14 protein-coding genes are annotated in these 12,733 nt (G+C 38.3%); 10 read left to right on the top strand and 4 right to left on the bottom strand.

Annotation, left to right across the window (positions count from 1 at the left end; all coding sequences use genetic code 11):
* Positions 1-121: 121 nt before the first annotated feature.
* Both PI85_RS18520 and PI85_RS18515 read right to left on the bottom strand, forming a co-directional pair.
* Positions 122-571, bottom strand: a complete 450-nt coding sequence (locus PI85_RS18520; RefSeq protein WP_191967747.1) for a general stress protein — start codon at positions 569-571, stop codon at positions 122-124.
* 196 nt (positions 572-767) lie between these two features.
* Positions 768-1,208 carry a Dps family protein gene (locus tag PI85_RS18515; RefSeq protein WP_008181825.1) on the bottom strand — a complete coding sequence of 147 codons (441 nt, stop codon included), beginning with the start codon at positions 1,206-1,208 and terminating at the stop codon, positions 768-770.
* Between the two features lie 234 nt (positions 1,209-1,442).
* Between PI85_RS18515 and pepF the strand changes: the two genes are divergently transcribed.
* Both pepF and PI85_RS18505 read left to right on the top strand, forming a co-directional pair.
* Positions 1,443-3,260, top strand: a complete 1,818-nt coding sequence (gene pepF, locus PI85_RS18510) for an oligoendopeptidase F (RefSeq protein ID WP_036124950.1) — start codon at positions 1,443-1,445, stop codon at positions 3,258-3,260.
* Between the two features lie 227 nt (positions 3,261-3,487).
* On the top strand, positions 3,488-4,471 hold the full coding sequence (locus PI85_RS18505; RefSeq protein WP_036124948.1) for an SEC-C domain-containing protein: 984 nt from the start codon (positions 3,488-3,490) through the stop codon (positions 4,469-4,471).
* Between the two features lie 67 nt (positions 4,472-4,538).
* Here PI85_RS18505 and PI85_RS18500 read toward each other — a convergent pair whose 3' ends face one another.
* The gene (locus PI85_RS18500) at positions 4,539-4,730 is read right to left on the bottom strand and encodes a zinc-finger domain-containing protein (RefSeq protein WP_012293843.1); all 192 of its coding nucleotides are present in this window, start codon (positions 4,728-4,730) and stop codon (positions 4,539-4,541) included.
* 191 nt (positions 4,731-4,921) lie between these two features.
* On the opposite strand from PI85_RS18500, the gene PI85_RS18495 reads away from it, so the two are divergent.
* From PI85_RS18495 to PI85_RS18480, 4 genes are all read left to right on the top strand, one after another.
* Complete coding sequence (locus tag PI85_RS18495; RefSeq protein WP_025115054.1) at positions 4,922-5,314, top strand: ribonuclease HI family protein; 393 nt, start codon at positions 4,922-4,924, stop codon at positions 5,312-5,314.
* A 257-nt stretch (positions 5,315-5,571) separates the two neighbouring features.
* Entirely contained in the window at positions 5,572-6,369 is a 798-nt protein-coding gene (locus tag PI85_RS18490) for an amino acid ABC transporter substrate-binding protein (protein WP_036124947.1), read from the top strand.
* Positions 6,370-6,434: 65 nt separating this feature from the next.
* A complete protein-coding gene (locus PI85_RS18485; RefSeq protein WP_008181970.1) occupies positions 6,435-7,091 on the top strand; it encodes an amino acid ABC transporter permease in 657 nt (218 codons plus the stop codon).
* Between the two features lie 11 nt (positions 7,092-7,102).
* Entirely contained in the window at positions 7,103-7,849 is a 747-nt protein-coding gene (locus PI85_RS18480; protein WP_036124945.1) for an amino acid ABC transporter ATP-binding protein, read from the top strand.
* Between the two features lie 30 nt (positions 7,850-7,879).
* On the opposite strand, the gene PI85_RS18475 is transcribed toward PI85_RS18480, so the two are convergent.
* Positions 7,880-8,773 (bottom strand): LysR family transcriptional regulator, encoded by an 894-nt coding sequence (locus tag PI85_RS18475; RefSeq protein WP_036127810.1) that lies wholly within the window; start codon positions 8,771-8,773, stop codon positions 7,880-7,882.
* A gap of 138 nt (positions 8,774-8,911) precedes the next feature.
* Here PI85_RS18475 and PI85_RS18470 point away from each other — a divergent pair, with 138 nt between their 5' ends.
* From PI85_RS18470 to PI85_RS18455, 4 genes are all read left to right on the top strand, one after another.
* Complete coding sequence (locus PI85_RS18470; RefSeq protein ID WP_036124944.1) at positions 8,912-9,922, top strand: alpha/beta fold hydrolase; 1,011 nt, start codon at positions 8,912-8,914, stop codon at positions 9,920-9,922.
* Between the two features lie 76 nt (positions 9,923-9,998).
* A complete protein-coding gene (locus PI85_RS18465) occupies positions 9,999-10,820 on the top strand; it encodes a MerR family transcriptional regulator (protein WP_036124942.1) in 822 nt (273 codons plus the stop codon).
* 19 nt (positions 10,821-10,839) lie between these two features.
* A complete protein-coding gene (locus tag PI85_RS18460; RefSeq protein ID WP_036124940.1) occupies positions 10,840-12,027 on the top strand; it encodes an MFS transporter in 1,188 nt (395 codons plus the stop codon).
* A 101-nt stretch (positions 12,028-12,128) separates the two neighbouring features.
* Complete coding sequence (locus PI85_RS18455; protein ID WP_036124939.1) at positions 12,129-12,707, top strand: DUF3862 domain-containing protein; 579 nt, start codon at positions 12,129-12,131, stop codon at positions 12,705-12,707.
* The last annotated feature ends 26 nt before the right edge of the window (positions 12,708-12,733 follow it).

Below are 12,733 nucleotides of genomic sequence, written 5' to 3'. Positions count from 1 at the left end.
TCTTTACTTTATTTTATTGTCCAATTGTCAAAGAAAAAAGACTGTAGGCAAACTCTCAAAATTCATTGAGTTTGTCTACAGTCTGAACAGAGTGATTCACAATGATCAATCTTTTTTCCTTTTATAAAAATCTTCTAAGTTGCTCAGCCTCATTCAGGCGTTCTTGTCTTAAACGCTCTTCCTGCTCAGCAGCTGTTTCCGGATGTTGTGATGGTAGCGTATCATAATCATCATCCCGTTCTGCAAATAATACGATACTCCCCTGCTCTACAAGATGAGCATAGTAAGCGATTTGCCCTTCGGAAAGATTAAAGCGTTTTAAGCCCTCTGTTACAGCGGAATCACCTGTAAACCAAGATTTAAATTGGTCCACCCAGTTACCAGCCTCATGTGTGTGGACATCATCATCCCATTTCACATCCTCCAACTGCTGGGAGTCTTTCGCAATAATATGGATATCCTCTTTATGGAAACCTTCTGTTCGCATATTTTCTAGAATATGAAGCATTTCGTCCCTTGTATGGGCCACCTCAATTTTTGGATTTTGTTCATTCATCATGTTCATGTTCATGTTCAATTCCTCCTAATTTGTATGGCTTACTAAATAATTACCCTGACTATGGGGAAACAAACTCTTTTTGCCGCTTCGTTACCAAACCGTAATAATTGTTACTATGCTTTTATACAAGTACTCTTTTTGTCATAAAGAGATAAAAAAACCTAAAAAAAAAGCATCCCCAAATTATCTGGGAATGCTTGTAAACCGTTTATTTGTCGAGGAAGGCTTTTAACATCCAAGTATGCTTTTCAAGGGATTGGTACATCGCATTCAGTAAATCCTCTGTACGGTCATCCCCTTCCTCTGCTGCTAGCTCCATTGTGGAATTCAATGCTTTCATGAGCTTTTGGAAATCAGAAATCGTCGTTGCTACCATTTCCTCCGTCGACTCATTTCCTGTTGCTTCCTCTACATAGGATAGCTCTAGATGTTCTTTTAAAGTCGCAACAGGCTTGCCATCCTTCGAAAGAATACGTTCTGCAATTTCATCTAAATTCAACGTTGTTTCATTATACAATTCTTCAAATTTTGCATGCAGTGTAAAGAATGCGGGCCCTGTGACATACCAATGATAATTGTGTAGCTTTGTATAAAGTACTGACCATGTTGATACTAGCTTATTTAATTGTTTGTTTAAGTTTTGTGTCATAATTACTTCTCCTCCAATGTGTCAATTGTTCTAGCCTTTAGTATGCGTTACAAATGATGTTGGCTATACACATATTGTTCCCGTCTAGCAATATTTCAAACATACTCGTACTTACTGGATTAAAAAACAGGACTGTTTTCTTTAAGAATATTTCAACTATTCTATTAAATTATTTCACTTTCCGAAATAGTTTCGTTATAATGAAATCACTTATATGTAAAGGGGTGTTTATAAATGAAAGTTTTACCATTACGAAAAGATGTTGCAGTAGAAGAAACGTGGGATTTAACTGATTTACTGAAAAATGATGCAGATTTTGAACCTATTTTAGCACAGCTTGTAGAGGAAGCTCTTAGCTTTGAACAAACGTATCAAGGCTCTATTACAGATGCGCAAAAAGTTATTGATGTATTAACGGCTTTCGAAAATTTGCAAAAAAGTATCGTTCCAATTGGTACGTATGCGAGCTTAAACCTACAGGTAGATCGAACGGATGATGTCGCCCAAATGCGTGCTGCAAAATTTGGTACAGCTATCAGTAAAATAAGCAGTGCCTTATCATTCGTACGGAGTGAATTACTTGCTTTGGATGAAGAGATACTACAAGAAGCAGCAACATTAAGCCCTCTTTACAAACATTATTTAGAGGAATTATTAAAACGAAAACCTCATCAGCTACATCCAGAAGTTGAAAAAACGCTTGCTGCCTTTAGTTCTACTTTTGATGCGCCATACGAAACATATAATACGACGAAATTAGTAGATATGAATTTTGGTGAATTTGAAGCAGATGGTGAAAAGCATCCGTTAAGCTTTGTCCTTTATGAAAATAATTGGGAGTTTGAAGCCAATACAGAAGTTCGCCGTGCTGCCTTTAAAGCTTTTTCAAGCAAGTTGAGTGATTATCAACATACAACTGCACAAGTTTACAACACACATATTCAACAAGAAAAAACAATGGCGGATCTGCGAGGCTTTGATTCCATTTTTGATTATTTACTATTCGATCAAGATGTCGATCGCTCCCTTTATAATCGCCAAATCGATTTGATTTCAAAAGAGCTTGCCCCACATATGCGTCGATATGCAAAATTAATTCAAAAAGCGAATGGCATTGAGCACATGACATTTGCAGATTTGAAAATCGCTTTAGATTCTGCCTATGATCCAAAATTATCGATGGACGAAGCGAAGGAATATGTTGATAAATCATTAGCGGTTATGGGTGAAGACTACAATCACCTAATGGACAGAGCCTTCAAGGAACGTTGGATCGACTTTGCACCAAATAAAGGGAAATCCACAGGGGCATTCTGTTCAAGTCCTTATGGTAGTCACCCATATATTTTAATGTCATGGAATGAACGTATGAATGAAGTCTTTACCCTCGTTCATGAGCTTGGTCATGCAGGACATTTTGCGAATACGTATGCGCATCAATCCTATTTTAACAGTCGCCCTTCCCTATACTTTATTGAAGCACCATCTACTATGAATGAAATGCTGCTAGCGAATTATTTATTAACGCATAATGAAGATGTGCGCTTTAAGCGTTGGGTGATTTCAAATATTGTTTCTAAAACGTATTATCATAACTTTGTCACACACTTACTTGAAGCCGCGTACCAACGGAAAGTATATGAATTGGTGGACACTGGTGAATCTGTCAACGCGAATATTTTAAACCAGTTAAAACGTTCGGTGCTAGAAGAATTCTGGGGTGATGCAGTAGATATTACCGAAGGTGCTGAACTGACGTGGATGCGTCAGCCTCATTATTATATGGGCCTTTACCCATACACGTATAGTGCAGGCTTAACTATTTCAACACAAGTATCTCAGCGCATTTTAAAAGAAGGTGATGCAGCTGTTGAAGAATGGTTAGCTGTCCTACAGGCTGGTGGAACAAAATCCCCTGTGGAATTAGCACAAATGGCAGGCGTTGATATTACAACGGATCAACCACTTCGAGATACGATTGCCTATATTGGTCATTTAGTAGACGAGCTTGAGCGCCTTACACTAGAAATTGAGGCTGTACAACAATCATAAACGTTCTAGAAAACGGTTCTGTGCTTGTAAAGTACAGATCGTTTTCTTTTTTTAGTTCTAAGTGAAAACGTGCATACATATACTTGAATTAGGGCGTCCCTCCACACTTTTTAGATATTTCAAAATAGACAATCATTTTTCTTCATACAAAAGTACCGTTATTATTAATAGTACGCAAATTATTTAGCAATATACGATTAACAATTGTCAAAGGAAGTGTTCTAATTATGGTAAAACGTAATGATCCATGCCCATGCGGTAGCGGCAAAAAATATAAAAAATGTTGTGAAGGTAAACAACAAGTAACAGTGGAAACAGTACAAATCGAAGAATTAGAGCGTGTGCTACAATCATTTTACTTAGAGTATCCTGAGCGTAAAGATGTTCGTGCTTATATCGAGCATGTAGGCACATGGCAACCTAAATTAGAGAGCGTGCTACAGCGTGAGCTGATTGAAGCCATCGCTTTAGACGACTTTTTCTTCCATCAAGAGCCTTCTATTTGGAAAAGTTATTTAAAGAAAACGAAGAAAAAAGCAGTAAGACCTTCAACAGTAAAAGTACTGGAAGACTGGTCTCACCCTACATTATTTATCGGTACGGTAACTGTTGTTGAGGAAAAATATTTTAAAGCTAGCCATTTACTTACAAATGAAGAGCTTTATATTCGTCGTGAAAATAATAAACCAATTCCGGAAGGAATGCATGTCTTTGCCTTTATTTTACCGGATGGAACGAAGAAATTGACACATTATTTAGCTGTGTCTACATTGATTTTCTTCCCTGAGGACCATTTAAAAGTATTTGAAGAATTCAAGAAAAACTTTGAAGCATCCGAGAAAAAGGTTGGAGCTTTCTTAAAAGAAGAACATCTTGCATTCTGGGAATTACTTGTCTCCAACGGCTATAAAGGGGAAGAATTCACTAATTTTGAAAGCACAGTCCTTACACAAGTAAAAGAATTCTTGGAGCAAAATGATCGTGAAACAGCTCCAATACTTGAGCTATTAGAGGACTATTTAATAGAAGGACAACCTACTGCGCGCAAAGAGGCGGCTATTGCTGCTGGTGCAATTCGTTATGGCCAGGAAAAAGAGCTCTTTGAATCTCTTTCTATGACGGTAAAAGAAATTGCCGCAACTTTTGATATTTCCGCTTCTTCACTTACAAAGTATTACCAAGATTTAAATAGCTATGTCGAAACAAAATAAACCTATAAAAGAAGCTACATTTATTAGCATTTGCTGATAAATGTAGCTTTTTCTAAACGGTGCCTATTTATTTACTGTAAACTTTCAAAAGCTCTTCGCCTAAAAACTGTAGCTTTTCTCCAATTGAACAAGCTTCAATACAGAAGCGATGAGCCCCTGGTTTACCACGTTCTTTACGTAATTGCTGAATGACTAAGCAATCTGCGCAATACGTATCATGCAGTTCGTCTATATCCTTCATAACCGTCACTTTATCCATGTGAACTCTCGCTCCTTTCACGTCCAAAATTCACTTCCTACTATTATGAAGCGTTCATTTTGAACAAGCAACTATTTTGTTTATCCACTTCAGCAATTTTTTTCAAGCACATCACGACCAGCACATAGGTGTTTTACAGCGTACCCATGTTGTACAATTATATGGAAGTCAAATAGTAAAGTAGGGATGATATGTTAGAGGTTTATATAGATGCTGCTAGTGCAGGAAACCCTGGTCCAAGTGGTATTGGTATATTTATTAAAGGAGAGGGTCAACATATACAAATTAGTGAGTATATCGGGCTAACAAATAATCACATTGCTGAATTTACTGCTTTAGTCCGTGGACTCGAGGAAGCACAAAAGCTTAATTCTACACTTGTTTCCGTTCGCTCTGATTCTAAAATCGTTGTCGCTTCTATGGAAAAAGAATATGTGAAAAACGAGGAATTTAAACCTTTTCTGGAAAAAGCATTATCGCTCGCCAACACCTTCGATTTATTTTTTATTAAATGGGTGCCTGATTCTCAAAACAAAGCTGCTGATGCCTTGGCACGAAAAGCTATTCAAAACAATAATCATTAAACAATGCATGCCACAGGACTGTTAACTATAACAGTCCCTTTTCTTTCCCCTTCTATTCAGATACTTAATTTCCCCTAATCCATTATTTTTATGAAATCAATTTTCTTACAAAGATCATCCTAAATTAGCTATAAAATGCATAAAATTTTCTGATTAATCCAAAACGATATTGACATCCATTAGCCTCGGTGATATCCTTTAACACATTAGTAGTTTAGCAAACGAAAGCGATAGATTTATATAGGGGGAAATTAAGGATGAAACGTATAATCACTTTAGTTATGATACTAACAGCTGTAATTGTTTTAGCAGCATGTGGCACATCAAAAGAAAATTCAGCAGAGAAAGACCAATCTTCAGCTGATCAAGAAACCATCATTATTGGTATTGACGATAAATTTGCACCAATGGGCTTCCGTGATGATAAAAATGAAATTGTGGGATTCGATATTGATTTAGCACGTGCTGCAGCTGAGCATATGGGCGTAGAAGCTGAATTCCAACCAATCGACTGGAAAACGAAAGAGGCTGAATTACTCAGTGGACGTATTGATTTAATTTGGAACGGTTATACCATTACAGATGAGCGCAAAGAAAAAGTATTATTTACAAAGCCTTATCTTGAAAACTCTCAAGTGGTTATGACAAAAGCAGATTCTAAGATTGTGAAATTAAATGATTTAGCGGGCAAAGAAGTAGGCATTCAATCTCTTTCTTCTGCTGCAGATGCATTAAATGGTAACCCTATCCATAAAGAGGTGAAAACCATTACAGAATTCTCGGATAACGTTTTAGCTTTATCAGACTTAAAAACAGGTCGTGTTGATGCCGTCGTAATTGATGCTGTTGTAGCAGAATATTACATGACACAAGAGCCTGACACATTTAAATTATTAGAGGAATCACTTGCTCCCGAACAATACGGTATTGGTGTAAAACCAGGGAACGAAGCATTATTGGAAAAACTCCAAGCTGCATTAGACAAAATGAATGAAGATGGTACAGCAGCTGACATTTCAACAAAATGGTTCGGTGAGGATAAAGTTTTAAAATAAGGACAGGATATTTATTGTAAGAGTTTCCTCTGCGAAACTCTTACTCTTTTTGGAGGGACATCACTATGGCAGATTACTGGCAAACTATGATATGGCCGATGCTAGAAGGCGCGAAAATGACAGTTATACTGTTTTTCATCGCCATTCTTATATCGATTCCATTTGGCTTTTTACTAACACTCGCAGTGAAAAGTCGTATTAAACCACTTTCTTGGCTTGCACATACGTATATTTATATCATGCGTGGTACGCCACTATTACTACAATTATTATTAATTTGCTTTGGTCTACCTATGCTGCCAGTAATCGGTGAATATTTAGTATTGGATCGTTTTGTAGCCGCATGTCTTGGCTTTATTTTAAATTATGCTGCCTACTTTGCTGAAATTTTTCGTGGTGGTTTACTCGCCATCGATAAAGGACAATATGAGGCAGCACAAGTACTCGGTTTATCAAAATGGCAAACAACAACACGTGTCATTTTGCCACAAATGTTTCGCGTAGCATTACCAGCCTTATCGAATGAATCGGTTACGCTAATTAAGGACACAGCCCTGCTCTATGCTGTAGCTGTTCCAGAATTACTACATTTTGCACAAACTGCCGTCAATCGTGACTTTACGATTGTACCTTTCTTTATTGCTGGTGCTATTTATTTAATCATGACGCTGATCTTGACCGTATTCTTTAAATGGCTAGAAAAACGTTTTAAATTTGAATAGAGGTGATCTATATGGCATTGATGGCAGTAACAAACTTAAAGAAATCCTTCAATCAAGTGGAGGTTCTTAAACAAATTTCATTTTCAGTGGAAAAGAACGATGTCATTGCGGTGATCGGTCCCTCTGGATCTGGTAAAAGTACAATGCTTCGAAGCTTAATTCATTTAGAAGAAATAGATGGTGGTAGCATTTTAGTAGATGGTGATTATCTTGTGCAGGACGGCGTTTATGCCAAGCCTCAGGAAATCAAAAACCTGACAGCTAAAATGGGGATGGTTTTTCAACATTTTAACCTATTCCCCCACTTAACCGTGCAGCAAAACCTTGAAATGGCCCCTCGCTTATTAAAACAAGAATCAGCTGAAGCCATTTCGAGCCGTTGTCTAGATTTATTGAAAAAAATTGGACTTTCCGAGAAGGCAAACGCCTATCCAGCTAATCTATCCGGTGGACAAAAGCAACGAGTTGCAATTGCCCGTGCTTTAATGATGAACCCTCAAATTTTATTATTTGACGAGCCAACGTCTGCCTTAGATCCAGAGCTGACAGGAGAAGTATTAAAGGTCATGAAAACCTTAGCTGAAGACCATATGACTATGATTGTCGTTACACATGAAATGGGCTTTGCGCGAGAAGTAGCCAATAAGGTTGTCTTTATGGATGATGGACAAATTATCGAATCCGACCACCCGGAAAACTTCTTTACGAACCCACAAAACGAACGGACAAAGGCTTTTTTACAAAAGAACCTAAACTAAAAGGAGAGCAGACGTAACTGCTCTCTTTTTTTATTTATTATTCACAAAGCTGTCTCGTGCCAAGTTTAAAAAGGCATGGATGGCAGGCGAAATCCACTTTTCTTCATGCCAAAACATTTGGGTGGCAAACGATGTAGCTGTCATATCCCATGGCAACGAGACTAGCTCCCCCCTACTCAATTCTGCTGTCACAGCCATTTCAGGTAAGATCGCGATGCCCATTCCGATTTTCGCACATTGTTTAATGGCCTCCGCACTGTTAAATTCCAATTCGGTAATTCCGCCCATACCCTTTTGTGAAAGACTCCGTTCAAAAAATGTGCGATAGGAACACCCCTTTTCCGTCAGCAAAAAGGTCTCCCCATTAAAATCTTCAATGTCCAATTCAGTACGTGAAGCTAAAGGATGATCGGGAGCTACCAAAATATAAAAGAGCTCATCCTGCATTTTTTCTCCGCAAAACCCCATCTCGCTTTTGTCCTCATCGAGCATAAAAATAATGTCTGCGTCCCCTTCTCGCAAACACTGTTTCAAATTCGAATGAGACAACGGCCGAAATATGAGCCGAATTCCTGGATAACGTAAGCGAAACAGACGCAAAACAGCAGGCAGGCGATACGTACACAACGTTTCATCTGCACTAATGACCAACGTCCCCGTCATTTCGCCAGATTGTTTAACGGCATGCTCCGCTTCTTCAATTTCACCCAATATACGGACTACATAATCTAGAAAACGTCTACCCGCATCGGTCAGGATCACTTTTTTTCCTAATCTATCCACCAGCTTAACACCGAGTTCTTCTTCCAATGCCTTCATTTGCATCGTAACCGTTGATGGAACATAGTTTTGCACTTCTGCAGTACGGCTAAAACTGAGGGTCGAAGCAAGTGTATAAAAGGTTTTTAATTGACGTAATTCCATGTTTATTTCACCCCATAATTCAAAAAAAATGAACGTTTTATTCAAAAACGTTTCTTTGACTTCACAATAGCATTCTCGTAGAGTAATGACAAGAAAGACCATCTATCCCATCTTTAATTACGAAAAGGAGTTTTTCACATGAGAGATTATGAACTTTATGAACTGGGAGACATTCAACTACAATCAGGTGACATACTGCCAAATGCAGTTCTCGCCTATAAAACATACGGGACACTCAATGCAGAAAAGAATAATGTCATTGTTTATCCCACATGGTTTGCAGGCTTGCATACTGATAATGAATGGTTAATCGGAACTGGTAAGGCACTAGACCCAGAAAAGTATTTTATCATCATACCAAATATGCTTGGCAATGGATTATCCTCTTCTCCAAGCAATACACCAGCACCCTATGATCAAGCAAATTTTCCCCTCATTTCAATTTATGATAATGTGCGACTACAGCATCAATTGGTTACTCAAAAGTTTGGTATTAGCAAAATAGCGCTCGTCGTTGGTTGGTCGTTAGGGGCTGTACAAACCTTTCAATGGGGAGCAAGTTACCCTGATATGGTCGAACGAATCGCTCCATTCGGAGGAACTGCCATGGCCAGACCCCATGCCAGGATTGTATTTGAAGGAATGATTGCTGCCCTTCAAGCTGATTCTAGCTGGAAAAATGGCTTTTACACCGAGCAACCTAAAGTGGGATTGGCTGCCATGGGACGCGTCTATGCAGCTTGGGGCTTCTCACAGGCTTATTATTTAGAACAGCTCTATCAGCAAGAAGGCTATGAAACGCTGGAGGAATATCTCGTAGATTACTGGGATCAAGTGTTTTTAAGCTTTGATGCCAATGATCTGATCTCCATGCTACGTACTGGCATTACGGGGAATATTAGTGCCAATGCTTTGTATGATGGCGATTTCGAGCTGGCATTAAGCAAGATTACAGCTCGTGCATTGGTCATGCCAGGAAGTACAGATCTTTTCTTTCCTCCAGAGGATAATAACTATGATGCACTACATATGCCAAATGCCCGCTTCCTCCCTATCGAATCGAAATGGGGACATTGTGCCGGGATTGGACAGCATAAGCCAGATTCTGAATTTATAGATCAAAACCTAAAAATGTTCCTGCTTGAATAAAAATTATTTTGCTCTTGACTTTCCCCCGCACGGGAAACTATATACTTCCATTATGATAGAGATTGGAGGTGATATATTGTTTAAAATTAGTGTGTTTTCTAGGCTAAGCAAAGTATCCTTAAAAACATTGCGCTACTATGATCAAATCGGCCTATTAAAGCCCAGAAAGGTAGATCACGAAACTGGCTATCGTTACTATTCGGCAGACCAGCTACTTGAAATCAATCGAATTTTTATTTATAAGGAATTAGGATTCACTTTACCACAAATCATTCATTTGCTCCATGAGGATATTACATTCAAGGATATTCAAGGGATGTTTAAGCTAAAAAAAAATGAAATCCAACGCATTATCGATATGGAACAAGCCAAGCTTGCTCGGATTGAGGAACGTATGCAGCTTTTAGAAAGTGAGGGACAAGTAGAAACCCTACAAGAAATCAGGATCAAAGCTGAAGATGCCCAGCAGTTCCTTTCTTTGAAGGCGCACGGAAGAGAAGAAGACATTCCGGATCTATTTCGGACATTTAATCACATATTACTCAAGGAAACTCGCCAATTGACTCAAAGTCCTCAGGTCGTTTTATGGAAAGAAATAGAGGACCAAGAAGATGAGTTCGAATTTGAAGTCGGTTATTTTTTAAGCCGGGAGCTTCCAACGTATCCAGATACATTTCAATTACGAATACTTCCCCCTGAGCCGATGATGGCAACCATGACCTTTCGCTCGGATTCTCATTTTGCTAGTACAGCCTGTGTAGATTTAGCTAAATGGATTGAAAAAAACAACTATCAGATTAAAGAAAACGAACCTGGTAGGGAAATATATTTACCGTTATCTACGTCACAGGATGCACAATTAATGGAAATACAAATTCCCATTATAGAGAGAAATTAAAAAGACGGAGGGAATTGAGTTGAAAAATAATATGATTATCTATATTTTAGCATTTATTGTTTTCCTTATCGGAACTGTTGAGTACATTATTACAGGAGTAATTGAAATGATTGCCGTGGACTTTGGAGTAACCGTTTCGGAAGCTGGGTTATTGGTGACTGTATTTGCCCTCGCTGCGGCCATTATCGCGCCCATTCTAATCGCTCTCACGATCAATATGGACCGTAAAAAGTTACTCATTAATACTATAGGTGTGTTTATTGTCAGCAACGTACTAATGTTTATAAGTCCTGCTTATAAAGCAGCTCTGTGGATACGAATTCTGCAAGGGGTTAGCGGAGGAATTGCTACAGTGGTAGCCATGGCAGTAGCTGCACGACTAGTTGAAAAAGAAAAAAGAGGCCGTGCAATCGGTATTATTTTGATGGGTCTAAGTAGCTCACTCGTGCTTGGTGTTCCGATCGGTACCTTTTTTAGTGAGATGTTTGGATGGAGAGTTTTATTTATTTTGATCGGTTTATTAACGATTCTCCCATTGCTAACCGTTTATAAAAGGGTTCCAGCAATCAAAGAAGAAGAAACTGTTACTCTTAGAATGCAGCTCTCTATTTTAAAAGATTCAAAAATTCTCACTGCCCTGGCTATTACTTTATTTTATATCGGTGGATACGCTACTCTATTCACGTATATTACACCCTTCTTGCAAGCCATATCCACCCTTTCCATAACTGAAATTAGTGGCATTCTATTTCTAGCAGGAATTTGTAGCTTCATGGGATCAAGAATGGGCGGACAATTAGCAGATACAAAAGGTTCGAAATTCACCATTTATTTCGGACTGTTCTTACAGGGAGTAACCTTACTTTTATTCACGCTAGCGGGCTTCAATCTCTTTGTGTTGATCTTAGTTCTCATGATATTTATGCTAGCAACATGGAGTATTTCCCCAGCACAGCAGTTATTTTTGGTCACCTTGGTACCTCGAAATCCAGACATGGCCTTAAGCATCAATACATCCTTTATTCAATTTGGTTTTGCGCTAGGCTCTGGATTAGGCGGGCTTGTCATCAGCCATACTTCCGTCCTAAATTTGAATTGGGTAGGATTGGGTGCAGTAATCATCGCTTTATGTCTTGCCATCATGCTATTCAGAACATGGAATAATGGAATTGAAACCTCCATTGTACCTAAAGAAAAAATTAATTAGTCCTGATATGCTTGATAAAAATAGGTTGTTTTTTACATAATGACAATACATTCCATTATTGATACAATTTAATAATACTTTTAATTAAAGGGGAATTCATTATGAAGAAAAAACTCATTTTTAGCACGGCACTATTATTAAGTCTTGGCTTAGCTGGATGTGGAGAGACCGCTACAAAGGATGAATCAACAAATGATTCTAAACAAGAAGCATCCGCACCAGCTGCAAAAGAAGAAGGTAAATTGACAGAAGAAAAATTCAAACAAATTAAAGATGGTATGACATACGAAGAAGTTGTAAAAATTGTTGGTGCCGAGGGCAATATTATGTCCGAAACAGGCTCAGCTGGTGAACCTCACCACACTGTTATGTACGAATTTGAAACAGATGGAGTCATGTCATCGTCTACAATGATGTTCCAAGGTGGTAAGTTAATCAATAAAGCACAATTCGGTGTTGAAACGTCTGATATTGAAATTACTCTTGAGCAATTTAATAAGCTAGAAAATGGAATGACAAAAGAACAAGTATTCGATATCCTTGGTGGCGAAGGTGCGGTTCTTTCTGAATCAGGGGATATCGTTATGTATACTTATAATGGTAAATCTTTAGGTGCCAATGCCTCGTTAATGTTCCAAGGTGGTAAATTAATGAATAAAACTCAATTAGGATTAGAATAAAATGAAGAGGCTGGGACAAAACTAGC

The sequence above is a fragment of the Lysinibacillus sp. A1 genome (assembly GCF_000801965.1).
In the GTDB taxonomy this organism is placed as follows: Bacteria; Bacillota; Bacilli; order Bacillales_A; family Planococcaceae; genus Lysinibacillus; species Lysinibacillus fusiformis.
Note: the sequence above shows the minus strand (reverse complement) of the source record. Positions and strands in the feature narration are given on the sequence as shown.

Bases quoted from the DNA above. Each gene is read 5' to 3' on its own strand.
- PI85_RS18520 (WP_191967747.1), bottom strand. From the start codon at position 571: ATGAACATGAACATGATGAATGAACAAAATCCAAAAATTGAGGTGGCC.
- PI85_RS18515 (WP_008181825.1), bottom strand. From the start codon at position 1,208: ATGACACAAAACTTAAACAAACAATTAAATAAGCTAGTATCAACATGG.
- pepF (WP_036124950.1), top strand. From the start codon at position 1,443: ATGAAAGTTTTACCATTACGAAAAGATGTTGCAGTAGAAGAAACGTGG.
- PI85_RS18505 (WP_036124948.1), top strand. From the start codon at position 3,488: ATGGTAAAACGTAATGATCCATGCCCATGCGGTAGCGGCAAAAAATAT.
- PI85_RS18500 (WP_012293843.1), bottom strand. From the start codon at position 4,730: ATGGATAAAGTGACGGTTATGAAGGATATAGACGAACTGCATGATACG.
- PI85_RS18495 (WP_025115054.1), top strand. From the start codon at position 4,922: ATGTTAGAGGTTTATATAGATGCTGCTAGTGCAGGAAACCCTGGTCCA.
- PI85_RS18490 (WP_036124947.1), top strand. From the start codon at position 5,572: ATGAAACGTATAATCACTTTAGTTATGATACTAACAGCTGTAATTGTT.
- PI85_RS18485 (WP_008181970.1), top strand. From the start codon at position 6,435: ATGGCAGATTACTGGCAAACTATGATATGGCCGATGCTAGAAGGCGCG.
- PI85_RS18480 (WP_036124945.1), top strand. From the start codon at position 7,103: ATGGCATTGATGGCAGTAACAAACTTAAAGAAATCCTTCAATCAAGTG.
- PI85_RS18475 (WP_036127810.1), bottom strand. From the start codon at position 8,773: ATGGAATTACGTCAATTAAAAACCTTTTATACACTTGCTTCGACCCTC.
- PI85_RS18470 (WP_036124944.1), top strand. From the start codon at position 8,912: ATGAGAGATTATGAACTTTATGAACTGGGAGACATTCAACTACAATCA.
- PI85_RS18455 (WP_036124939.1), top strand. From the start codon at position 12,129: ATGAAGAAAAAACTCATTTTTAGCACGGCACTATTATTAAGTCTTGGC.